Below are 24,039 nucleotides of genomic sequence, written 5' to 3' on the forward strand. Positions count from 1 at the left end.
GCGGCAATGGCGCGCGAAGATCGCGGCTCAGTGCTTCACGAAAGGCGCCAAGGTGCGGGCATCATCGGCCTGGACCGTGAGCATGTACGAGCCCCGCGCGAGCGCGGACACATCGACCAGCAGCATAGAAGCGGACACCGCCCCTTGCTCCAGCACCAAGCGTCCGGCAGCATCGGCAATGGATATCCGCGCCCGCGCTGCCACGAATGGCCAGGCCACGAACAGCTCGGAGGAGGCCGGATTCGGCCAAATGCCGATCTCCAGTGCACCCAGGCCCGGCACCGCTACGACCCCGAGCGCTTCGGTGATCGCGCGATAGGCATTCACCTTGCCCATGCCCCAGCGCAAGCTGCCGCCAGCCGGGATCACGCCCGTGTGCACGTCCGTCCTCGCGGTCGATTTGATAACATCCTTCACTTGGGCTGGTGTGAGCGTTGGGTCGGCATCGAGCAGCAGCGCTGCGATGCCCGCCACCACGGGCGACGACATGCTGGTGCCCGAGAGGCGCGCGAACGTGTAGGGCTGGCCTTGGAAGGTGATGGTCTGGTTGGGGTTGTAGCTCGCATCGGTGAAGGAGCTGATGGCCGAAGACACGCTCATCCCCGGGGCAGCGATGTCGGGCTTCACGCGTTCATCGAGGGTAGGCCCGAATGAGGAGAATGAGGCGATGGTGCCGCCTTGCACGCTGCCATTGCTCAAGAGGTACTCGCTGCTGAATGCCGCCACGCTGATCAGGCTCTCGGTCGTGGCCGGCTCGCTGATGCCGTACTGGGTATCGCCCGCTGCCCAGCCCGCCATGGAGGCTTGAAAGGCCTGTCCCCAATTGCCCACATCGGTCACCAGCTCGGTGACGTTCCACGCATGCACGGTGCCGCTGGTGGCGGTGGCCTTCAGCACCACTTTCAAATACGCGCTGCGGTTCTTCACCCGGAGCCTGAAGTGCGGGCGGCCATTGAGCGGATGCGCCGCATCGGCGGTCAGGTTGAAGAAGACCGTGTCGGTGCCCACCACGATCAGGCTGTCGAAATACGGCTGCTGCGTGGCTGTGTAGTACCACGGCGATTCGGCCTGCACCTGATTGCTGTTGTTGGTGACGAGGAAGCCGGCGCTGAAGGCTTGTCCGGCCTCACCCCACAGGCTGATGCTCTGCCCCCACATGTTCGCATTGGCGGTGTAGTTGTAGAACTGGATGCGCGAGCGGAGCGTGTCGCCGGTGAAGGCCTTCTTCAGGTGGAACTGCACATCGCCGTTGTTGCCGGCCGAATTCACGAAGACCACACCTTGGGCCGAGAGCGCATCGATGGCCTGGCTCAGGAGGGAGTTGCCATCGAGTGTGCCGATGTGATGCAGCCCCCAGCTCTGGTTGATCACGAGGCGCTTCTGGTCGGCATCGGCTATCTGTTTCATCCAGGCGTAGCAATCCATCACGGCGGCAGCATCGATCAGCCAGGTGGCCAGCAGGAATTGAGACTCGAAGGCCACCCCGCGATAGGGCGTCCCGGCGCCGCTTCCACCTGCGATGCCCGCCACGTGCGTGCCGTGGTAGTGGTAGCTGTAGATGTTCGCCGTATCGGAACCAGCGGCCATCAATTCAGCAGCACTGCCGTACTCCGTTCCATAGGGGAATCCGGTCGGCGATGGCCCGCTCTGCTTGTACTGGTCCCAGGCAGCGCGGATCCGTGATTGCGTGAGCAGCGTGTCGTAGAGGTCAGGATGCGTGTAGTCGAAGCCCCAGTCGCAGATGCCGATGAGCACATCACGGCCGGTGTAGGGCATGGGCAGGTTGATGCCGCGATGGACGCTATCGGCGCGCGTGGTCCAGAGCACCTTATCCATGTCGGGCCGGGCCTGGCCGGCCAATTCGAGGTAGCTGATCCCGGGGATCGAGAGCGCATCCTCGAGGTGGTAGGCATCGACACGGATGGAAACGATGCCGCCGACCCGAGCACCGATCGTGACGTGCGCGCTCGCTGCATCGGTCGGGTCGAATCCCGCATCTTCCTTCGCCAGGAAGCCCACCATGCAGCGACCATGCACCAGCGCAACCGGATGAACGCCTTGGGCGAGTTCCGTGAGCTTGCGCGCGTCCGGTTCCTTTTCGGTCAGGGCCTTCAGCAAAGCGATGTCGGCCCTGGTGGTCGCGGGCATCTTGGGCTGCGCGATCAAGAAGGAGACAAGAAGTGAGCACGCGAGGGCGGTGAAGGTTCGCATCGGCGTTGATTGAAGGACCGAAGTAACGGCGCCCTCACCGTCCGCCGGCAGCGATCCTACTTTCGCACGCTTCCAGTTGATAGATGAGCGCCGACCGATTGATGCAGCTGCGGGCCTGGCTTGCCGAAGAGCCGGGCGACGCCTTCTTGCGCTATGCGATCGCTTTGGAGCTGAAACGCCTCGGCGAATTGGAGCAGGCCATCGCCAGCCTTGAATCACTGATCGGCGAGAAGCCGGAGCATATCCCCAGCTACTACCAGCTCGCCGTGCTGCTGGCCGAGCAGAGCCGGTTCGAGGAGGCCATCGCTTGCTGCGAGGCCGGCATGCTGCGCTGCACCGTAGCTGAGGACCACAAGGCTCGGGTCGAACTCGCCGCCTTGAAGGAGGGAATCGCCGACGCATGAGGCGGCGAGGCTGGAAACGCTGGCTCTTGCGCGCGGCGCTTGCATGGGTGCTCTTCGTAGCGCTTGTTTCCGTGGCGCTCCATCCCTATTGGGCGGTGACACGCACCAGCGGCAGCTGCATCTTGGTGGTGGAAGGCTGGATGCATGACCAAGGCCTGGAAGCTGCGGCGGAACGATTCAAGGAAGGCGGGTACGAGCGGATCGTGGTCACCGGAACCGTGCGGCCCTTGGCCTATTACCTGATGCAAGGCGATACGCTTACCCTTGGATTCCCCTCCCCCCGCGATGCCAGGATCGATCTGCGGATGGCCGGATCGCCGATGGAAGCGATTGTCGTGCAAGCCGATGGCCGACCAATACTCCACCATGTGCTCGGGATGCACGAAGAGGCCTTGCACGCGTCTGCGCGGGCGCTCGGATCGATAAGGATAATCGTGGCGATGCCAGGCGCGATGCCTGCTTCCCATGCTGCGGCTTTCCTCAAGGAGCTGCGCATCAACGGCGCCAACGCGCACGCCGATGGCATTCGCGTGAGCATCGCGCACGCCGATGGAACGCGCACCGAAGGCACGCCGACCTACGCGCACCAAAGCAAGCAGAAGCTCATCGGCTTGGGCATCGATAAGGCCCGCATCACCGTGCTCCCCTCCTGGAAAGTGGAGCGCAGCAAGACCTATAGCGCTGCGCGCGACATGGATGCGCATGCACGGGCGAACGGCATCGCCGCCTACGATGTGGCCACGCTCGCCGTGCACGCGCGCCGCACCTGGAAGATGCATCGCATCGCGCGGCAGGGATCTCCGGTGGGCATCGTTGCACTCGACGACCCGTGGTGCCACCGCTGGAGCTGGTGGGGCAACTATTACGGCTGGTACCAGGTGATCAAGGAGAGCATCGCCTTGCCAGCGCCCTGGCTGGTCGATAGGCTGAGCGAGGAAAAGCCGGAAGTCAGCGTAACAGCGCCTCGGTGATCACTGAGCCAGTGCATGCGTCGGGCATCGTCAGGCCCACGATCATGCTGATGGTGGGGACGATGTCGGTGATGGAGCTGCGCCGTAGGACGTTGCCGGGACGGATGCCTTGACCGAAGAGAAGGATAGGCACGTGCGTGTCGTAGTTCCAGCCGCTGCCGTGCGTGGTGCCTTTGGTCGGTGCGGGCCCATACCCCTCGAAAAAGCCCGGACGATAGGCGAAGAGCACATCGCCGCTGCGCTGCGGCATGAAGCCGCGCTGGAGCAAGCGCCGCAGGCCATCCGTGTATGTGAAGCGCGAGAGATCCCTCGCGGTGAGCGCTTCCGCGACAAGCGGATCGGTGAGCAGGAAATCCGCGGCTGCACGCTGCACGCGCTCGGCATAGAGCTTCTTCGCGCGAATCAGTGAATCGTTCAGGAAGACCTGCTCGTTGATCATGGCGCGCACCCACTTGCCAGGCCCGAAGCGCCGCGCGAGCTCGGCATTCAGTCCTCGCTGCATGGCCGCCGCGTCGGGGTAGCCCGCGCTGCCCTTCAATGAAGCGAGGTACGACGGCACATCCAGCGCTGCGTGATCCGCGGTGAGGAACAGCGTGTACGCATCCGGTCCCACCCGCTTATCGAGCTCTTCGAGCAGCCGCGCGATGTCCTGATCGAGGCGCAGGTACAGGTCCTCCAATTCGATGGCGCGCGGCCCAACGCGGTGGCCGAGGATGTCAGGGCTGCTGTAGCTGAGCGCGAGCAGGTCGGTGACCGCGTCGGCACCGAGCTGCTCGGCTTCAATGGCGGCCAATGCGAAGTCCGTGGTGAGCGTATTGCCCCACGGCGTGTAAGCGATGATGCCCGTGGATCCGCTCGCTTGGTGCAAGGCCTTCAGGTCAACCGGCAAGGTGGGCGCAGCGGCTCCGGTGAGCGGTATCTCGTACGGGTTGTCGTCCGGCAGCGGCGTGTGGTATCGATCACGCGGCAACAAGGGATCCCATGTGCGTCCGAGGTAGCTGGCCGCCAAGCGCTCGCCGTTGAATTGCTGCACCCACGACGGCAACTCACGCATGTACCAAGTGCTCGTGCCGAATGCGCCATCGGCTCCGCCGCCGAACCAGTACGCCGCATCGCCGGTGCGCCCGATAGGCAGGATGGCTCCGCGGTCCTTGAAGGCGATTCCGATGGTGCGGCTCCGGCCATCGAAGCGGCGCTCAAGCTCATCAGCAATGGTCGTTGCCAGCAGGTTCATTGGCGACTTGCGCCCGGCTACGCTATCGATGCCTACGCCAAGGATCGTGTCAGGACCGGCCGCGCAGTAGAGCGTCTTCCCGGTGGCGCGCACATACATGTCATTGGCCACCACGCCGTGCCGTGATGGCACGGTACCGGTGAAGACGCTGGCATGCCCCGGCCCGGTTTCGGTGGGCACGTAATCGAAGTGCGCATCGCGGAGGAAGGCGCCATTCGTGCAGAGCCGTTTGAATCCGCCTTCGCCGAAGTTGTCCCAGAAGCGGTAGATGTAGTCCGTGCGCATCTGGTCGATCACGATGCCGACGATGAGCTTGGGCGGCTGCTGGTAGGCGGGCGGCTGAGCGATTGCTCCTTGCGGCAGCATGCGGATGGTGGCTGCCGCCAACACGGCCAACCGCAACGTCGATGCATTGCATCGGCCCGACGACATCTTGATCATATGAACCGTTGGATTACGCACTGCGTGCAACGATATGGAACACGGCCAGGCAAGCGACCACGCTCATGACGATGTTGGCTGCTGCCATCAATGTCTGCCCTTCGCGCAGCAGCAGGAAGTTCTCATAGCTGAAGGTGCTGAAGGTGCTGAAGCCGCCGCAGAAACCGACAGCAAGCATGGCCTTGAGCGCATCGCGGCCCTCGAACTGAGGCTGCATGCGGAGAATGAGCCATGCGAGTATCCCCGTGGCGAGCACATTGGAGAGGAGCGTGGCCCAGGGGAAGGCGCCCTTCAGGCCGATGGCCAGCACCAAGCGCGTAATGCCGAAGCGCGCCACGCTGCCGAGGCCGCCACCGATGAAGATCGCGATCCAAGTGTTCATGCCGTCGAAGGTCGTGGCTTCGCGATGACGCGGTGAAAGGTGAGCGCCGAAAGTGAACCTATCGTTGCCCCATAGAGGCCGCCCACCAGCACATCGCCGGGGTAATGCACGCCGAGATAGACGCGGCTATAGGCAATGATCCCGGCCCATGCGAGCAAGGCCGACACCGCCCAGCGCGGGCTGCGGTTGAGGACGCTGATCATGAATACCGCGATGGCGAAGTGATTGCTGGCGTGCGAGGACACGAAGCCGAATTGACCTCCGCAATCCTTGTAAACCAAGTGGACAAGTCCTGTGAGCGATGGCTCGTGGCAAGGCCGCAGGCGCTCCACCGTTTCCTTGAAGAGCACCACAGAGCCTTTGTCGCTGAAGAGGATCATGACCGCGATCAGCGGCAGCGACCAGAGCACCGCGCGATCGCCATGCCGCTTGAGGATGACCCAGAGGAAGAAGGCATAGACCGGGAACCACAGCACCATGCTGCTGGCGGCTTCCATGAGATCATCAAAGAACGGGGAATGCGCGCCGTTGATCGCCAGGAAGGCCTCGCGGTCGATGGCGTCGAGGCGTTCCCAAATGCTCATGCGCTCCACTCCGGGAATTGCGACCGCTGCTCCACGGGCCGGTGCAACAGCTTCCAGAGCTTGTCCTTCAGTTCATCGAGGCCGATGCGCGCCACGCTGCTGATGAGCACGCTGTCCACGTCCTTCGGCAGCTCTTTGCGCAGTTGCTCCATCATCACCGTATCGAGCATGTCGCACTTGGTGATGGCGAGCAGGCGGTCCTTGTCGAGCAACTCCGGCGAGTACTCCTTCAGCTCATTCACCAGCACGCGGTAGTCGTGCTTGATGTCGTTACTGTCGGCCGGCACCATGAAGAGCAGCACGCTGTTGCGTTCGATGTGGCGAAGGAAGCGCAGGCCGAGTCCCTTGCCTTCATGCGCACCCTCGATGATGCCGGGGATATCGGCCATCACGAAGCTCTGTCCATCGCGGTAGGGCACCATGCCCAGGTTGGGCGTGAGCGTGGTGAAGGCATAGTCGGCGATCTTCGGCTTGGCGGCCGTGATCACGCTGAGCAAGGTGCTCTTGCCGGCATTCGGGAATCCCACGAGGCCCACATCGGCCAGCACCTTCAGCTCCAGCTTGAACCACTTCTGCTGACCGGGTTCGCCGGGCTGCGCGAAGCGCGGGGTCTGGAAGGTGCTGCTGTGGAAGTGCTGGTTGCCGAGCCCTCCGCGGCCGCCCTTTAGCAGGATCACCTCCTGCCCATGCTCGGTGATGTCGAAGAGCGTTTCTCCGGTCTCATCGTCCTTGGCCACGGTGCCCAGAGGCACCTCGATCACCACATCCTTGCCGCTCAGCCCGCTGCTCTGATTGCTGGTGCCCATGGCACCGTCCTCAGCGATCACATGCTTGGTGTAACGCAGGTGCAGCAGGGTCCACAGCTGGCTGTTGCCGCGCAGGATCACATCGCCGCCTTTGCCGCCATCGCCGCCATCCGGACCTCCCTTGGGCATGTACTTCTCCCGGCGCAGGTGCGCGCTGCCTTTGCCGCCCTTGCCAGAGCGGGCCTCGATGCGTATGTGGTCGATGAAGTTCATCCCGTTCGGTCGCAGGTGGAGGGTTTGGGGTTGAAGGCTGAAGGTTGTCTCTGCCCTGGGAATCGTCATTCAACCTCCATCTCGATAAAACCCTCAACCAACAGCTTGAATCAACCGCTGGGTGATCTCCTCGATGCTGCCCACCCCATCGATCGCCTTGAACTTGCCTTGGGCCGAATAGTAGTCCTTCAGCGGCGCGGTCTTGCCCTCGTACTCGCGGATGCGGGTGCGGATCACGGCCTCGTCGCGGTCGTCGGCGCGGCCGCTGGTGGCGCCACGGCCCAAGAGGCGCTTCACCAGTTCCTCCTCGGGAACTTCGAGCGCGAGCATCACCGTGATGGGCTCGCTCTTCGCGTTCAGCATGCCGTCGAGCGCTTCGGCCTGTGCCTTGGTGCGCGGGAAGCCATCGAAGATGAAGCCCTGGGCATCGTTGTTCGCTTCGATCTTGTTGCGGATCATGCCGATCACGATGTCGTCGCTGACGAGCTCGCCTCGGCCCATGATCTCCTGCGCCATCAGGCCAAGCTCGGTGCCCGCATCCTTCTCGGCGCGGAGGATATCGCCCGTGCTCAGGTGCACGAGGTTGTATCGATTGATGAGGAATTCACTCTGTGTGCCCTTGCCGGCGCCCGGAGGGCCGAAGAGGACGATGTTCAGTTTGCTCATGTCTGGTGAAAGCGCCTTGCGGCTCAGGGTTCTGCGATCTTGAGGATGCCGGGCAGGTTGCGACCCAGTCCGTCGTGGTCGAGGCCGCTGCCCACCACGAAGGCGTTGGGGATGTTGAGCGCCACGAAATCGATGGGGATCTCCTGCTTGTAGGCATCGGGCTTGAAGAGCAATGCAGCGATGCGCACGCTGGCGGGATGGTGCTCGGCCAACGCGTCCATGATGTGGCGGATGGTGCTTCCGGTGTCCACGATATCCTCGAGCACCACGACATGACGGCCCTCGATGCGCTCGCTCAGGCCGATGAGATCGCTCACCTTGCCGGTGCTCCGGGTGCCGTGGTAGCTGGCCACCTTCACGAAGGTGACCTCGCACTCGATGCCCAGGCGCTTCACCAATTCAGCGGCGAAGAAGAATGCGCCGTTGAGCACACCGATGAAGAGGGGCCGCTTCCCCGCAAGCTCCTGCTCCATGCGGGTGGCCACACGATCGATGGCGGCGCTCACCTCGCTCTCTGGAATGAAGGGCTCGAAGTCCTTGTCGTGCAGGCGCACCCGGCTCATGGGCGGCGAAGGTAGGTCTAGAGGTTGAGGGTTGAAGATTGAAGAGGTTGAGGGTGAGGATTGACAGCGGCAACCATCAACTTCCAACCAATAAACAGGCCCGCGCGCCGGCAGCAACCAGCAATCCGCACTCAATGAAAGAACTGCATCACCTTGCTCCAGAGCTTGCGGGTGACAAGCAACGGCGGCGCCTTCAGCCCATTGAGGCCCCATGAGCGGCGCACCTCGCGATTGGCGCGCAGGATGAGCTTCAGGTTGCCATTGCTCATGCCGCCCAACCTGAAGCGCACGAGCACTTCGCGTAGATGGATGGTGGGCACTTGGTGCTTGTACAGGAAGCGCAGCAGGATCTCGTAGTCGGCGCCGATGCGCAGATCCGTGTTGAAGTGGCCGAAGCGGTCGTACACGCTCTTGCGGATGAAGGTGCCCACGTGCGGCGGCATCCAGCCCTTGCGGAAGTTCTCGCGGTGGTAAGTGCCGCTGAGCCAGGTGCGGTGCACACGGAAGATGTCCTTCTCATCGACCATGATGATGTCGCCATAGACGGCATCGGTGTGGCTGCGCTGGAAAGCCGCGACCACTTGCGCGATGGTGTCCTTAGTCATGAGCTGATCACCGGCGTTCACGAAGCCGATGACATCGCCCGTGGCGCGCGCTAGGCCCTTGTTCATGGCGTCGTAGATGCCCTTGTCGGGCTCGCTCACGAGGATATCGATGCCGCGCTTACCCGGCGCGCTGCGATAACGCTCCAGGATCTCAACCGTGCCGTCCGTGCTCGCGCCATCGATCACGATGAGTTCGATGTCCGAATGCGTCTGGCCAAGCACGCTATCGAGCGTCTCCGCGATCACGAGAGCCACGTTTCGACAGACGGTGATGAGGGTGACTTTCAATTCAAGGCAGGTTGTGGATTAGTGCTTCACTCCGGTCGCAACGACAGGTTGGGTGTTTGAGTGTTTACCGCTCACTGATCCCAGCCATAGTAGGCCGAGCGTTTCCGCTCGCGCTTCGAATGTTCCTCAGAGCGAGTGTGGTCAATGAACGGGATACTGGTGATCATCTCAAATTCCCAAGGCAATAGCCGGCCTTCTTGATCTTGCTCTTGTCCGATCGTGCAGATGAAGGTCAGCTGGTTTGGGGCGTAATGAACAACCAATTGACCTCCTTTAGAGCAGTTCCATTGCTCGCAAATGATGTCACCTCCGTGTTGCTTCACGAAGCTGCGGATGGCCATGCTGTCGATTGCTGCCATCGTGAACCAATAATGCCTCCAGTAGTGGTGCTGGTAGCACTTGCGCACGCTGTCCGCGTCAAAAGGCCAATAGGGATTCAGCGCGGCTTCCTCACCCCAATAATTTGCTTCGTAAGTGGAGTTCTCTACACGGCTGGTATCGGGCACCTGATCAAACGAGGGAATCACCTCCGATTCGTCCGATTCGAGGAAAATCAGCTCCTGAGATTCGTACTTGCCTTCGTATGTCTCACATTGGATGTTTATGAAATATCGGATGGTCGTGTCTCCAACAGACTTCGAGAAATGCACCATGCCACACGGCATGTCCGAGACGCGATACCCATCAGCAACTAGATCGTCCAGAGTGAGGTCACACCTCAGATCGAACGGATGCCAAGGAGGCACCACGAGCGTTCGAGAACGGAACTGCGGCGCAACGAGAAAGACGCCCGCCGTCAATGCTGCACCCAGCCCAAACGACAGCGACCACTTCCCCACTTGCATGGTCAGCCTTGAGCAATCACCCGTTCCCGCACCGCCACCGCCGGATTCCCCTGATAGATCGTGTACGCCTCTAGGTCCTTGGTGGCCACGCTGCCTACAGCCAGCACGCTATGGCTCTTCAATGTTACGCCGAGCGTGATGATGGCCCCTGCTCCAACCCAACTACCGTCCTCAAGAACCACGGGCTTGCTGTAAGTCGGGTAATCGACCTTCTTGTAATCGTGGCTGCCTTGAATGATCATGGCACCCTGACTGATGACGACGTTATTGCCGATGGTGAGCATATCGAGGTTGTCAAGCCACACGCGCTGGCCGATCCAGCAATGATCGCCGATGCGCAGCTTCCACGGGAACTTGATGTTCACGCCCGGATGGATGACCACCCCCGTCCCCACCCGGGCCCCGAACAGGCGCAGCAAGTAAGGCTTGGGCGACCGCAACGGAAAGAGCGGATTGAGGAAGAAGAGCGCGTTGGTGAAGTACCAGAGCGTGCGCTTCACCACGCCCGCGCCGGGATCGAAGGTCTTCGAGTTGTCGAAGCGGGACAGGTCGACGGTGGGGCGCGCGTTCATCGGGAGAAGAGGGCGAGGCTCCGTTCTAGGCTCGATGTATCGGCCAAATATCGTTGACCCAGCGCTGCCGCGCCCAGCAGCCATGCATTGTAGCCCGTTTGGTCCAAGGCCAGCAGCTGGGCGACCACACGCTCGAACCGCTCAGGCTGCTCCAGTGGAAGGTCCCAACCGGCATGCTTCGCTTCCAGTTCCTTCCATGGCGTGCGGTCGCTGATGAGCAGCGGCCGGCCGGCCACCAGTGCCTCGAGCATGGTGTGCCCGAAGTTCTCGCCCACGCTGGGCATGAAGACCGCATGCGCCTGCTCGATCACGCCGCGCACGTGATCCTCAGCAATGTGATCGTGCCACAGCACCTTCGTGTCCGGTGGCAACTTCGCGACGGCGTCCTGGCAACGCTTCCAATACGCCTGATCGTACACGGTGCCGTAGAGGTCGAAGCGGATATCGCCTTGCAGGCCGCGCAGCCGTTCGATGGCGAAGAGCGTATTCTTCTCCGGTGCTATGCGGCCCACGCTCACCAACCGCAACACTCCGGGCCGCTTGTCGATGGCAGTTGGCTCCTTCGCTTCGAGCTTGCGGCCGAGGTTGGGCACCAGGTGCACTTTCGCGTCCCTGCCGATCCAGCGCTTGATGTCCTCTGCTTCTTCAGCATTGGTGGCCTGGAACTCCACGCCCTTGAAGCAGCCGGTGGTCTTCATGGCCAGAAGGAAGGCGCGCTTCTTCCCCGGGCTCTGCTTCATGGGGCCGCGTGCCAGCATGCCGCGCACCGCCACGATGCGGCGCTGCTTCGATCCGCGCAGCAGCCACAATGGCGCGATGGTGCTCCACTTCGAGTAAAGGCCATTGATGTACACCACGTCCCACGCGCGCTCCTTCAGCAGCGCGCGCCATTGCTTCAGTGTCCGCTGTGCGGGTGAAGCGTACCAAACGCGCTCGCCCTTGTATTGCTCGACCCATTGATCCTTCGGCAGATCCTCGGGCGAGGCGTTCGCGGTATAGTCCCTATCGCCAGTGACGATGTGGAAGTCGACGCGATCGTGCAGGTGATCGACCAGGTTCACCATGCTGCGCACCGGGCCGCCCGCCTTGAAGAAGGGCTTGTACCAATCGATGAAGGCGAGCACTTGGGGCTTCTTGCTCATCGGCGACCATTCATGAGTTCAGCAGCCGTTTCAGCCCACAATTCAGGACTCCACGATCTGCCCAGTTCCAAGCTGCGCTGACCCATGGCGCGCAATTCAACATCATGGCTGAGAATGAGCATGCGCAACGCTGTCTTCAGCGATGACTTGTCGCCGGCGATGAATCGGAATCCGTTCCCGCCCTCCTTCAAGAAGCGCTCGGAAGCGCCCACGGCGGAGCTGAGAACGAGCGGCAGCGCTGCGCATGCATGTTCATGCACCACCACGCCCCACGGCTCATAGGTGCTCGGCAGAACGAAGGCGCCGGCCTGTTCCACGATCGCCCGCATCTCATCCGGCTGCTTGAAGCCGAGGTGGGTGATGCGCGCATGCCGGCCCGACGACGAAGCCTTCACCTGATCATGCAACTCGCCGGTGCCTGCGATCCACAGCTGCCAATCACCCGCGTCCTCTTCATCGCATAGCTCTGCGAAGGCATCGCAGAGCAATTGATGGCCCTTGGTGGGGATGTAGCGCGCCACACAGAGCAGCCGATGCGGCCACTGCTCGTTGCGCATGGCCAGGATCCGCTCGCCCAGCGGCAGGAAGAGCGCGGTGTCCGCGGAATAGAAGCCGGTGCGGATCCTGTCCGTCCCGAAACCGAGTCGGCGCGCGTACTCCGCCTGGGCCTTGCCCGTGACCCATGCGTGCGTGAACGAACGATGCAAGCGGATGCGCGCGATGAGCGCATTGGCCCATTGCTTCCAATGGCCGCGCCAGGCGGTATCGAGGGCGATGGTGGAAACGCCACCCGATCGCTTCGCTTCAGCAGCAGCGCGCAGGTAGTCCTTGTCAACCCAGCCGCTGGTGATCGTGAGCGCCGGTCGAATTCGCGCGACGAGATCCACAAGTGCACCTCCGGCGAGCGATGCACGTTCATGAACGGTGATGCGCGGGTGGAAAGCCAGGGTGAAGGGCGCTTCCTTGTTCACGGGCCAGCGCACCAGATGGATATCCGCATCGGCCTGCTCCACCAGCGCATTGAGGCAGGACAGCACATATGGCGCCAGCTCGGTGTAGAGCACCAGGATGGTGGTTCGGGCGCTACGGCTCACGGCGGCCAAGGTATCCGCCGATGGTCAGCGCTGCACGCGGATACGGATATCGAAGAGAGTGCGCGAACGCCCGCCCGCCGCGAACTTGCGCCGATAGTGCCTCACCCAGAGCATGATGAGCGGAACCCCGATCAGCGTGGGCCAGAGCCATTGCAGCCAGCGCGGCTGGAGCATCTCCAGATTCACCGCGCTGAAGGCCGAGACCGTGGCGATGTAGCCGCCGAGGAAACCGGTGATGTGCGCATAGAGCCATGCGCGCTTATCGTTGTTGTGGCTGTAAAAGCGCTGGAAATCGCGCCATACGAAGAGCAGCCCGATGATGCCGAATGCCGTGAAGATGATGGGGCCGCTGGTGCGATGGCCGAGCGCCAGGTTGACCGCGCCCCAGAGGAAGATCCCGCTGTTGACGATGCCGGCCGAGATCATGAGGATGCGGTCCATGAGCTGCGGGCGCTGGCCCTCGTGCAGCCTTTTCAGGTAAAGCGCCCGGTAGCCGCTGGCAATCATGTGGAAGGCGAACACCGCCACCATGGCCATTAGCCAATTCTCACGCACCACACCGAGCCCGATTCCGGTTACAGCCACCATCGCCATGCTCCAGAAGTAGGCCCTGCCCCAGCGCCGGTGCCAATCGCCGCCCTTGCGCGAGAGCATGGCCAAAGGCGCCACGATCAGGGCAACGAAGCCGAAGAGGGCGTGGAGGAGGAGAAGGGGGGGCATGGAGAGGAGCATCACTCGATCACCAAGCTCTGACGCATCTGGTGGAGATGGTCAGACCCAACGACCAACTCATAGAAGCCAGGTCGCAAATCCGGAACAGTGATCTGCTTCTGGCCTGCCGATAACGTTCCGGAACTTACGATCGATCCAACGATCGAAATCAACTCCCACGTGCGCGGCTCTTGCGCTACGCCTATCGACAAAAGGCTGCCACTCGAAACCGGGTTCGGATAGACGAGACTATTGGCAGGCTCATGAAAATCGGCTAGGCCAACTGGATCCAGGTACGTGGTGATCGTATTCGAAGCCGTGAACGCGTCCTCATCTGTTCTCACGACGAATACAGCTCGAGGTCCAGGGCCAGAGCCCTCAATCCAGCCAGCGACCACATATCCTGCACCCGCTACTGAATCGACCCCAAGGCCCATGGACAGGTTGCCCTCTCCGTAGTTGGATCCAGAAATGAACCACCCTTCATCCGCTACTCGTGTAAGAATCATATCGGCATTGGAGCCAACCGTAGTGTACCCGGTGAACACGAACCCGGATCCGTGGGCGCGCTGAATCGCTGTAGCCCCTGCGTCCGTGTCGTTCCCGATATAGCGATCCCAAAGGAAGCCACCAGCCCCATTATAACCTGCAAGCATGATCTTCTGTGCTGCTGAGCCTACCCTTGAACGCCCGCAAACAACAAGGTTGCCAGTGTTCCCAACGGCAACGTCACCGAAAGACACGTCAGCAGGCTCCGTCCATATGGCTTCCCAAAGTTGAGCACCGTCCGCGTCGAGCAGTAAAAGCAAACCATCATCGTCTCCTTCATCAACGGTCCGGCGGCCAGCTAGCGCGATCGTGCCATCCGTCCGAACTGCCGCACCATTGAACTCCGTGAAGAAAGGAGCTTCTTGCGTGTAGCTCCAGACCGGGTCCCCATCCCAATCGACTCGGATGGCGACACCTGCTCCTTGGGGCGCCGCTTCACTGAATGAAACACCATGAAGCAGAAAGCCATCCTCAAGAACCGCCATGCCCCGACAAAGGTCCCAATCCGCATCTCCGTAATCGGCATCCCACAGAACATCACCGGCGCCGTTCGTGCGAATCAGCCGCATATCATAGCTCCCGTGCTCCCCATCACCAACTGTGCAGGCGATGGCGAATCCGCCGTCGACCTCCGCGCATGCCACGGCCTGATCAACATCCGGCCCGCCGAAATAGCGAGACCATAGAACCACGCCGCCATCATCCAACCGAAGCAGATAGACATCGCCCGATCCGTTTCCGAAGCTGCCCGTGCTCCCAGCAACAAGAAATCCACCATTCGAACAGGAAATCACGCTCGCTCCACTATCGGAGCCGGATGCGCCGTAGGTCCTGCGCCAAGTGGATTGACCAGTTGCGGAAAAAGCATGAAGCGCGGCACAGATGTAAAGGAGGAGAGAAGGCACTGTGGCAGGGCGCATGAGGATCGCGAAGTTACCGATGTGACCGTTGATTCGTCGCCAAAGTCCGCCCGCTACTTTCGCCCCATGCACACAGCGCCGCACTCGTCCGCATTCGTGAGAGAGGCGGTTGCGCTGCGCGAAGCATGGATGGCCCGCGCGGTTCTCCTTCTCGTTGTATTCGCCTTCATCCTGTTCAAGCTGCCGTACTTGGGCCTGCCCTATTACTGGGATGAGGCATGGGTATACGCGCCTGCGGTGAAAGCCATGCAGGAGAATGGCATCAGCATACTTCCATGGGCCATACCGCCGGAACTTTCCCGCGGGCATCCTCTTTTCTTCCATGCACTCGGAGCTCTTTGGATGAGCGCATTCGGCGACTCCTTCACGGCGATGCACGGCCTCCCGCTCTGCATCACCATCCTGCTTCTTCTCGCTTCCTACTGGCTGGGCTCATGGCTGGGTGGTGAGTGGCTGGGAGCTTCCGCAGCGCTCCTTATTGCAGCTAACGAGATGCTGCTTGCGCAAAGTGGCCAACTGCTTCCTGAAACGCTGCTTGCATTGTTGATGACCCTCGCTGTCACGGCCTATCTCTCGCGTCTGCGATGGCTGTACGTCACTAGCTGCGTGCTCGCACTCTGGACCAAGGAAACTGCCATTGTGCTGGTAATTGCTTTGGTACTGACTCACGTGTGGTCGCGCTTCGATAGCAGCGGCTGGCCGGAACGAAGGGCTTGGCTCCGATGGATGGTGCTGCTGTGGCTGCCAGTCGCTATCGCTGGGTCCTACTTCGCATTGCAATGGTGGAGTTTTGGATGGGTACTCTTCCCTGAGCATGTTGAGATGATCACCTGGTCTCGTGAGGACATTGCTTACAAGGCCAGACTGGCATTCACCACTGCATTCGAGTCGGAGGGCCTCCAGTACCTGACCCTGGCGGGCAGCATTGCAGCACCATTGCTACTGGTGCGCCGCGGCGCAGCGCTCAGCGTATTGTCCGCATTCGGGTGCGTTGCCGCAATCAAGGTGCTATGGGGCCGATGGCCGGTTCCCGATTCCCTCCTGCTCCCTGCGGTCCTTGTCGCCCTGGCGATAGGCATCGGTTCGTTCTCGCTGCTCATCCGCCGGGCAGATAGCCGGCTTCACGTTCCTGTTTTCCTGTTCGGCATTCTTTGCATCGGGCTTTGGGCGTTCAGTTCCTTGAACTTTTACACACCACGGTACCTGTTGCCCATCCATCCATTCCTTGTGATTGGCGTGCTAGCCAGCCTGCGTGCTTCAGGTTTCGCGAGCAGGACCTGGACGCTTCCGGCCGCATCAGCGATCATCGCGGCCATCCTGCTCTTCTCCATTGGAGGTGACGGCCATGTGGGCGATACCAGGCTGAACTACCGCGATGCTATCACGATTCACAAGGAGCGCATCCGTTATTGTGCTCAACAGGGCATGCAAGAAGCTCGCATCATGGCTTCATTCGCCGATGTTCACTACATGACGCATCCAGAGGCTGGATACCTGGATGGCTCCATGACGTTCAGTCGCTGCGCATCGGAGCCTATGCCCAACGCGGAATACGCCTTCGTTGATTATCAATCCCGAAAAGAACTGCCTGATGAATTGAAGGAGTCCGGTTTCGTCCGATTAGCCAGCTTCCGATCCGGACAAGCTTGGGGCGATGTGTATCAACGACGTTGAACTTCAAGCCCCGCCCCACACCCCCGATACCTTCGCCCCCATGTCCCCTGCTGCCCTTCGCAACTTCATGATCTTCCTGGTGGTGCTCATCGCCATCGACCTGTATGCCTACAAAGGTGTGAATAGTGCGCTCGCGAATCACAGCATGGCCTTGCGACGAATTTTCCGCTTCCTCTATTGGGTCATCAGCATCGGACTGCTGGGCATGATCGTGTACGTGGCCATCAACTTCCGCGACCCTGAGGCGAGGCGCGACCACAGCTTCGCCTTCAGCATGGTGGCGCTCTTCCTGCTCTTCTTCCTGCCCAAGATCGTCATGGTGGTCTTCCATGGCCTCGACGACCTGCTGCATCTGGTGCGTTGGGGATGGGACAAGCTCACACCTGGACCGGTGGATGCCGCCGGTGAGGGCATCGACCGCGCGCGCTTCCTGAGCCAACTGGGCCTGATCGTCTCGGTAGTGCCCTTCGCGGGCGTGCTCTACGGCGTCACCAAAGGCCGGCGTAATTTCAACCTGGCCCGCGTGCCCATAAGAAGCAACAAGCTGCCCGATGCCTTCAATGGCCTGCGCGTGGTGCAGATCAGCGACATGCACCTGGGCAGCTACGGTGGCGACATGAGCATCGTGCGCAACGGCGTGGACCTGATCATGGCCGAGAAACCGGATCTGATCCTATTCACCGGTGATCTGGTGAACGACTTCGCAGAGGAAGCCGAGCTTTTCATCGCTGAATTGGCTCGGCTGCAAGCGCCGCTCGGCAAGTTCTCCATCCTCGGCAACCACGACTACAGCGATTATCCGAAGTGGGATAGCCCCGAGCTGAAGGCCAAGAATCTCGAGAAGCTCAAGCGCATCCATGCCGAGATGGGCTTCCGTTTGTTGCTCGATGAGCACTTGCCACTGGAGCGCAACGGCGAACGCATCGGACTGCTCGGCGTGCAGAATTGGGGGCACCGCTTCCAGCAATATGGCGACTTGCAAAAGACGATCCGCGGCACCGAAGCCTTCCCCTATCGCATCCTCATGAGCCACGACCCCACGCATTGGGAGCATCAAGTGCAGGGCACGGGCATCGACCTCACGCTGAGCGGCCACACGCATGGCGCGCAATTGGGCGTGAAACTCGGCAGCACCACCTACAGCCCAGCGCAATGGGTGTACAAGCACTGGGCGGGGCTCTATGCCGAAGGCGAGCAGCAACTCTACGTGAACCGCGGCTTCGGCTTCATCGGATTCCCCGGGCGCGTGGGCATGCCGCCGGAGATCACGGTGCTGGAACTGGTGAAGGCTTAACGAACCGAAGAACCGCGGAACAGCTAAGGCTGCACCAGAGGTGGGCTTCCTTCCTTGCTCTCCTGTTCGCTGTTCTGCGGTTCTTCTGTTCCTTGTCAAGGAAACACCTTCCCCGCCTCCATCACGCAGCGATCCAACTGCTGGAAGTCGAGCCCCGTTCGCACCCCGCGCTCTTCCAAGCTCCGTGCGAACACCTCCATCTGCAGGTTGCCTACGAGATCATCCTCGGCCATCGGGCAGCCGCCGTAGCCCTTGATGGCGCCATCGAAACGGCGGCAGCCGGCGTTCCAAGCGGCATCGGTCTTCGATTGCCAGTTGTCGGGGGTGCAATGCAGGTGGGCGCCGAACTCGACAGCGGGCAATGCAGGAATGAGCGCTGAGAAAATCGAGGAGATATCACCGGGCCGTGCCACGCCGACGGTATCGCTGAGAGCGATGATGCGCACGCCCAACTCGCTCGTGAGGCGATTGACCCAGTGCAGGGCCACGTCCGCGCTCCAAGGATCGCCATACGGATTGCCGAAGGCCATGCTGATATAGACCACGAGCTCCTTGCCTCCTGCGCGCGTGATCTCCGCGATGCGTGCGATGCGGCTCCAGCTGCCCTCGATGCTCGTGTTCGTGTTGCGCTGCTGGAAGGTCTCGCTGATGCTGAAGGGATAGCCGAGATAGGTGACGCTAGGCTGCTTCACGGCTTCCTCCGCGCCGCGCTCGTTGGCCACGATCACGAGCAATTTGCTCCTCGTCTCGCTCGTGTCGATGCGGGAAAGCACCTCGGCGGTATCGGCCAATTGCGGGATGGCCTTCGGGCTCACGAAGCTGCCGATATCGATGGTATCGAAGCCAACGCGCAGCAGTTCGTTCAAGTAGCGCACCTTCACCTCCGTGGGAATGAAGGGCACGATGCCTTGCATGGCGTCGCGCGGGCATTCGATGAGCTTCACCTTCTCCATGCCGCGAAAGACTTGTTGATGCGATTCACCAAGGATGGCCCTTCGTACACCAGCCCTGTGTACACCTGCACGAGGTCGGCGCCCGCTTCAAGCTTCTCCTTCGCCGCCTCCCATGAATCGATGCCGCCCACTCCGATGATAACGATGGGCCTCGGCAGGCGCTCGCGCAAGCAGGTGATCACCTCCGTGCTGCGCGCCCGGACAGGTGCACCACTCAATCCGCCAGCGCCGATGGATTCCAGTTCAGCTTGCGTCGTACGCAGCCCTGCACGCGCAATCGTAGTGTTGGTAGCGATCACCCCAGCGATGCCGCTCTCTTTCACCACGCTCACGATGTCGTCCAATTGGCCATCGGTGAGGTCCGGGGCGATCTTGAGAAGGATGGGTTTGGAACGCGCTGGTGAATGGTCATTGGCGACTGGTGAATGGTCTACCCCGCTCACCATTCGCTTTTCGCCATTCGCCTTATTCTGGCTGAGTTCCATCAACGCCCGAAGAATCTCCAACAACGGCCCTTTCTCCTGCAGGGCTCGCAGACCGGGCGTATTGGGGCTGCTCACGTTCACCACGAAGTAGTCCACCACGCCATGGAGCGCATTGAAGCAGGCGATGTAGTCGTCGATGGCCCGCTCATTCGGCGTGTCCTTGTTCTTCCCGATGTTCCCGCCGACGATGATGCCGGGCCTCCGATGGCGCAATCGATCCACCGCTGCATGAACGCCGCCGTTGTTGAAGCCCATGCGGTTGATCAGCGCACGGTCCTTCTTCAATCTGAATAGCCGCGGCTGCGGATTGCCCGGTTGGGACCTGGGCGTGAGCGTGCCCACTTCGATGAATCCGAAGCCGATGCGTGCGAGGGCATGCACGTGCTTGGCATCCTTGTCCATGCCTGCGGCGAGGCCAACGGGCGATGGGAAGTGTAAGCCCATCACGTCGGTGGCTGCGTCACGGGGCGGTTTCGCGCCGCCCACGAGCGCCAGCATGCCGGGAATGCGCGATGCGATTCCGAGCAGACGGAAGGTGAGGTGATGGGCGCGCTCCGGAGGGAGCAGGAAGAGCAGTGGACGGAGCAGCGCGTACATCGGCGGGCGAATGTAGCCCGGTACCTTCGCGGCCCTTCCGATGCCCTTCGAGCTCATCAGTGAATTCACACCCACCGGCGACCAGCCGGAGGCCATTCGGCAACTGGTGGAGGGGCTGCGCGAGGGCGTGCGCGCACAGACGTTGCTCGGCGTAACGGGTTCGGGCAAGACCTTCACTGTGGCCAACGTGATCGCGCAAGTGGACCGCCCCACGCTGATCCTCAGTCATAACAAGACGCTGGCCGCGCAGCTCTACGGCGAATTCAAGCACTTCTTCCCGAACGACCGCGTGGAGTACTTCGTGAGCTATTACGACTACTACCAGCCCGAGGCCTACCTGCCCACCACCAACACCTACATCGAGAAGGACCTCTCAGTGAATGACGAGATCGAAAAGCTCCGGCTCAGTGCATCGAGCGCGCTGCTGAGCGGAAGGCGCAATGTGATCGTGGTGGCCAGCGTGAGCTGCATTTATGGCATCGGCAATCCAGCGGAGTTCAAGCACACGGTGGTGGAGCTGGACAAAGGCATGAAGGTGAGCCGCAATGCGCTGCTTCACCGCTTCGTATCGGCGCTTTACAGCCGCAAGGACATTGAGCCGGGCCGAGGCAACTTCCGCGTGAAGGGCGATGTGGTGGAGGTCTTCCTCGCCTATGCTGATGAAGGCATCCGCATCCATTTCTGGGGCGATGAACTGGAGCGCATCGAGCGCTTCGACCTCAGCACCACCAAGACGCTCGAGACCTTGGAGCAGGTGACGATCTATCCCGCCAACATCTTCGTGACCAGCCGTGAGACGCTGAACGGTGCCATCAGCAGCATCCAGGCGGACATGGTGAAGCAAGTCGCCTTCTTCCAGGAGATCGGCAAGCACCTGGAGGCAAAGCGCCTCGAGGAGCGCGTGAGCCACGACCTGGAAATGATGCGCGAGCTGGGCTATTGCAGCGGCATCGAGAACTATAGCCGCTACTTCGATCGGCGAGACACGGGCCAGCGCCCCTTCTGCCTGCTCGACTACTTCCCGGATGACTTCCTGATGGTGATCGATGAGAGCCATGTGACCGTGAGCCAGGTGCAGGCCATGTACGGGGGCGACCGCAGCCGTAAGCGCAACCTGGTGGAGTATGGCTTCCGCCTGCCCAGTGCCATGGACAATCGTCCCCTGAAATTCGAGGAATTCGAAGGCATGATGGGCCAGACCCTCTTCGTTAGCGCCACGCCAGCTGACTATGAATTGCAGCGCAGTGAGGGCGTGGTGGTGGAGCAAGTGGTGCGGCCCACGGGCCTGCTCGACCCGCCCATTGAAGTGCGGCCGAGCAAGGACCAGATCGACGACCTGCTCGACGAGATCCGCAACCGGACCAAGAAAGACGAGCGCGTGCTGGTGACCACCCTCACCAAGCGCATGGCTGAGGAGCTTGATGAGTTCCTGAAGCGGAATGGTGTGAAGTGCAAATACATCCATAGCGACGTGGAGACCCTGGAACGGATCGAAATCCTGCGCCAACTGCGCTTGGGCATGATCGACGTCCTCGTGGGCGTGAACCTGCTGCGCGAAGGGCTGGACCTGCCCGAAGTGAGCCTGGTTGCCGTGCTCGATGCGGACAAGGAGGGATTCCTCCGCAGCAATCGCTCGCTCACCCAGACCGCTGGCCGCGCGGCACGGAACGTCAATGGACTCGTGGTCTTCTATGCAGACAAGATCACCGACAGCATGCAGCGCACCATCGATGAGACCGAGCGCCGCCGTGCCAAGCAGATGGCGTACAACGAGGAGCACGGCATCACCCCCACACAGATCAAACGCGACAGGGCCGATGTGCTGCGGCAGACCTCGGTGCTCGAGATCCAAGGCCCCACCCCAAAGGCCTACCTGGAGCCGGAACCGGAGCTGAGCCTCGCCGCAGACCCCGTGATGCAGTTCATGAGCACCGATCAATTGGAGAAGAACGCCGCTCTGCTCGAGTCACAGATGCGCAAGGCCGCCAAGGAGCTCGACTTCATCGCAGCGGCGCAATTGCGCGATGAGTTATTCGCGGTGCAAAAGCTCATCGAGCTCCGCACTCTGGAGAAACCATAGATGGTCGGCCATGATGGGCGAATCGTCGTCGCTGTGAATGACTTCGGCGAAAGTCATGCGACAAGGCCTTCATTGAGCTTCCGAGAGTAGCCTGTGCTGAAACGTTGATGGCAGTGGCGAGGCGTTTACTTTCGTCCGCGAACCACCCCTCACTGAACCAGAACAACGATGAACCGATCCTTACTCCCACTGTTTGTCGCAGCGCTCGCGGCCCCCGGTATCCTGAACGCCCAGATCAGCTTCGGCGGTGCGCCGATCGGCCTTGACCAGGCCTATCTGCCCGCCCCACCGCTGGTGGTAATGCCCGAAGTGGATGCCAACGCGCTCATGATGGAGGACGAAGCGCGCATCGCGCAGGGAATCAAGGGTCCATACCGTTTCGGCTTCAACCATGCCACCGATATCAGCACGGAGAACAACGGCGCATGGACCACCATGCCCAACGGTGATGGGGTCTGGCGCGTGGCCATCGAATGCCCTGGCGCCTTCAGCATCAACTTCGAATTCAATGACTACGTGGTGCCCGACGGCGGCCAGGTCTTCGTGTACAACGATGCGGGCGAGGTCCTTGGCGCCTTCACGGCCGAGAGCAATCCCGGCCACACCATCCTGGGCGTGACGCAACTGGCCGGCGACCGCATCACCGTCGAGTACGTCGAGCCATTCGCTGTTCGCGGCGAAGGCCGGCTCCGCATCGGCCAAGTGACGCATGCCTACCGCGACCTTTTCCGCTCGCTGAAGGGCTTCGGCACCAGCGGCAGCTGCAACAACAATGTGATCTGCCCAGAGGGCGACCCTTGGCGCGACCAGATCCGCAGCGTGGCCATGATCACGGTGGGCGGCAGCGGCATCTGCACGGGGCAGCTGATCAATAATTGCGCGAACAACGGCACGCCTTACTTCCTCACCGCCAACCACTGCCTCGGCGGCAACAACAGCTGGGTGTTCCGCTTCAATTGGAACAGTCCTGTGTGCAGCCCCACCACCAACGCGCCCACGAACCAGACCGTCAGTGGCAGCTCGTTGAAGGCGAACAACGCCGCCAGCGATGTAGCACTGCTCCAACTCAACAGCACGCCGCCCGCCAGCTATAACGTGTTCTACACCGGCTGGGACAAGAGCGGCACGGCGCCCACGGCCAGCACCTGCATCCACCATCCCGATGGCGACATCAAGAAGATCAGCTTCGATAACAACCCGGCCACCCAGGTGAGCTGGGGCGGCGCGGCCACCTGGCGCATCGCCAATTGGGAGGATGGCACCACCGAGCCCGGCAGCAGCGGGAGCGGCCTCTGGAACCAGAACGGCCTGCTCATCGGGCAGCTCTATGGCGGTCAGGCCTCTTGCAGCAACAACATCAACGACTATTTCGGGCGCTTCAGCACCAGCTACCCCTTCCTGCAGAACTGGCTGGGCAACTGCGGCAACACGCTGCAGGGCTACCCGCTCTCCGTGGGCATCGATGAGGCGGCTGCGGATGAGGATTTGGACATCGCTCCGAATCCGGCGCAAGGCAATGTGGCAGTGGGCCTTCCCGCTGCCATGCGCAACGGCGGGCGGCTCACGGTGTTCGATGCCCTGGGTAAGATCGTGGCACAGCGCATCCTCACCGGCGGCGTCGAGCGCGTGACCTTTGACCTGTCTGGCGAGCCTGCAGGCCTCTATTTCGTGGAAGCCACCGGGGTTGGCTTCCACCGCGTGCAGCGCTTGGTGATCGCGCGCTGAACACGCCGCGCCTCGGCTTGAAGGACCGCT

22 protein-coding genes are annotated in these 24,039 nt (G+C 61.6%); 6 read left to right on the top strand and 16 right to left on the bottom strand.

Annotated features, from left to right (window positions below; genetic code table 11):
* Window positions 1–27: 27 nt before the first annotated feature.
* Window positions 28–2,211 (bottom strand): S8 family peptidase, encoded by a 2,184-nt coding sequence (locus tag IPM12_13475; protein ID MBK9148813.1) that lies wholly within the window; start codon window positions 2,209–2,211, stop codon window positions 28–30.
* 83 nt (window positions 2,212–2,294) lie between these two features.
* Between IPM12_13475 and IPM12_13480 the strand changes: the two genes are divergently transcribed.
* A complete protein-coding gene (locus tag IPM12_13480) occupies window positions 2,295–2,615 on the top strand; it encodes a tetratricopeptide repeat protein (GenBank protein ID MBK9148814.1) in 321 nt (106 codons plus the stop codon).
* Window positions 2,612–3,586: a hypothetical protein gene (locus IPM12_13485; GenBank protein ID MBK9148815.1), complete on the top strand. Its 975-nt coding sequence runs from the start codon at window positions 2,612–2,614 to the stop codon at window positions 3,584–3,586. The genes IPM12_13480 and IPM12_13485 overlap by 4 nt, the downstream gene beginning before the upstream one ends.
* Here IPM12_13485 and IPM12_13490 read toward each other — a convergent pair.
* From IPM12_13490 to IPM12_13550, 13 genes are all read right to left on the bottom strand, one after another.
* Entirely contained in the window at window positions 3,564–5,186 is a 1,623-nt protein-coding gene (locus tag IPM12_13490) for an alkaline phosphatase family protein (GenBank protein ID MBK9148816.1), read from the bottom strand. The two genes, IPM12_13485 and IPM12_13490, sit on opposite strands and share 23 nt — an antisense overlap.
* 88 nt (window positions 5,187–5,274) lie before the next feature.
* Window positions 5,275–5,643 (bottom strand): CrcB family protein, encoded by a 369-nt coding sequence (locus IPM12_13495; GenBank protein ID MBK9148817.1) that lies wholly within the window; start codon window positions 5,641–5,643, stop codon window positions 5,275–5,277.
* Window positions 5,640–6,227 carry a phosphatase PAP2 family protein gene (locus IPM12_13500; GenBank protein MBK9148818.1) on the bottom strand — a complete coding sequence of 196 codons (588 nt, stop codon included), beginning with the start codon at window positions 6,225–6,227 and terminating at the stop codon, window positions 5,640–5,642. The genes IPM12_13495 and IPM12_13500 overlap by 4 nt, the downstream gene beginning before the upstream one ends.
* Window positions 6,224–7,246: a GTPase ObgE gene (obgE, locus tag IPM12_13505; protein MBK9148819.1), complete on the bottom strand. Its 1,023-nt coding sequence runs from the start codon at window positions 7,244–7,246 to the stop codon at window positions 6,224–6,226. Before obgE ends, IPM12_13500 begins: the two co-directional genes overlap by 4 nt.
* A 93-nt stretch (window positions 7,247–7,339) precedes the next feature.
* A complete protein-coding gene (locus IPM12_13510) occupies window positions 7,340–7,912 on the bottom strand; it encodes an adenylate kinase (GenBank protein ID MBK9148820.1) in 573 nt (190 codons plus the stop codon).
* 23 nt (window positions 7,913–7,935) lie between these two features.
* Window positions 7,936–8,475 (bottom strand): hypoxanthine phosphoribosyltransferase, encoded by a 540-nt coding sequence (hpt, locus tag IPM12_13515; GenBank protein ID MBK9148821.1) that lies wholly within the window; start codon window positions 8,473–8,475, stop codon window positions 7,936–7,938.
* A gap of 131 nt (window positions 8,476–8,606) precedes the next feature.
* Window positions 8,607–9,368 (bottom strand): glycosyltransferase, encoded by a 762-nt coding sequence (locus tag IPM12_13520; GenBank protein MBK9148822.1) that lies wholly within the window; start codon window positions 9,366–9,368, stop codon window positions 8,607–8,609.
* A 71-nt stretch (window positions 9,369–9,439) separates the two neighbouring features.
* Entirely contained in the window at window positions 9,440–10,213 is a 774-nt protein-coding gene (locus IPM12_13525; GenBank protein ID MBK9148823.1) for a hypothetical protein, read from the bottom strand.
* Between the two features lie 2 nt (window positions 10,214–10,215).
* Window positions 10,216–10,785: a colanic acid biosynthesis acetyltransferase WcaF gene (wcaF, locus tag IPM12_13530; GenBank protein ID MBK9148824.1), complete on the bottom strand. Its 570-nt coding sequence runs from the start codon at window positions 10,783–10,785 to the stop codon at window positions 10,216–10,218.
* A complete protein-coding gene (locus IPM12_13535) occupies window positions 10,782–11,927 on the bottom strand; it encodes a glycosyltransferase family 4 protein (protein ID MBK9148825.1) in 1,146 nt (381 codons plus the stop codon). The genes wcaF and IPM12_13535 overlap by 4 nt, the downstream gene beginning before the upstream one ends.
* Window positions 11,924–13,021: a glycosyltransferase family 4 protein gene (locus tag IPM12_13540; GenBank protein MBK9148826.1), complete on the bottom strand. Its 1,098-nt coding sequence runs from the start codon at window positions 13,019–13,021 to the stop codon at window positions 11,924–11,926. The genes IPM12_13535 and IPM12_13540 overlap by 4 nt, the downstream gene beginning before the upstream one ends.
* Window positions 13,022–13,045: 24 nt before the next feature.
* Window positions 13,046–13,741 (bottom strand): hypothetical protein, encoded by a 696-nt coding sequence (locus IPM12_13545; GenBank protein ID MBK9148827.1) that lies wholly within the window; start codon window positions 13,739–13,741, stop codon window positions 13,046–13,048.
* Between the two features lie 11 nt (window positions 13,742–13,752).
* A complete protein-coding gene (locus IPM12_13550) occupies window positions 13,753–15,201 on the bottom strand; it encodes a T9SS type A sorting domain-containing protein (protein MBK9148828.1) in 1,449 nt (482 codons plus the stop codon).
* Between IPM12_13550 and IPM12_13555 the strand changes: the two genes are divergently transcribed.
* Both IPM12_13555 and IPM12_13560 read left to right on the top strand, forming a co-directional pair.
* Complete coding sequence (locus IPM12_13555) at window positions 15,148–16,875, top strand: hypothetical protein (GenBank protein ID MBK9148829.1); 1,728 nt, start codon at window positions 15,148–15,150, stop codon at window positions 16,873–16,875. The genes IPM12_13550 and IPM12_13555 overlap by 54 nt on opposite strands.
* Before the next feature lie 40 nt (window positions 16,876–16,915).
* Window positions 16,916–18,169, top strand: coding sequence for a metallophosphoesterase (locus tag IPM12_13560; protein ID MBK9148830.1), 1,254 nt, complete (start codon window positions 16,916–16,918; stop codon window positions 18,167–18,169).
* Between the two features lie 95 nt (window positions 18,170–18,264).
* Here the strand turns inward: IPM12_13560 and IPM12_13565 are convergent, their stop codons facing one another.
* Together IPM12_13565 and IPM12_13570 are read right to left on the bottom strand one after the other, a co-directional pair.
* A complete protein-coding gene (locus IPM12_13565) occupies window positions 18,265–19,122 on the bottom strand; it encodes a hydroxymethylglutaryl-CoA lyase (GenBank protein MBK9148831.1) in 858 nt (285 codons plus the stop codon).
* Window positions 19,110–20,204 (bottom strand): quinone-dependent dihydroorotate dehydrogenase, encoded by a 1,095-nt coding sequence (locus tag IPM12_13570; protein ID MBK9148832.1) that lies wholly within the window; start codon window positions 20,202–20,204, stop codon window positions 19,110–19,112. The genes IPM12_13565 and IPM12_13570 overlap by 13 nt, the downstream gene beginning before the upstream one ends.
* Window positions 20,205–20,244: 40 nt before the next feature.
* Between IPM12_13570 and uvrB the strand changes: the two genes are divergently transcribed.
* Together uvrB and IPM12_13580 are read left to right on the top strand one after the other, a co-directional pair.
* Entirely contained in the window at window positions 20,245–22,284 is a 2,040-nt protein-coding gene (uvrB, locus tag IPM12_13575; protein ID MBK9148833.1) for an excinuclease ABC subunit UvrB, read from the top strand.
* Window positions 22,285–22,452: 168 nt separating this feature from the next.
* Complete coding sequence (locus IPM12_13580) at window positions 22,453–24,009, top strand: trypsin-like peptidase domain-containing protein (protein ID MBK9148834.1); 1,557 nt, start codon at window positions 22,453–22,455, stop codon at window positions 24,007–24,009.
* The last annotated feature ends 30 nt before the right edge of the window (window positions 24,010–24,039 follow it).

This window comes from Flavobacteriales bacterium, from assembly GCA_016716605.1.
Taxonomy (GTDB): domain Bacteria; phylum Bacteroidota; class Bacteroidia; order Flavobacteriales_F; family PHOS-HE28; genus PHOS-HE28.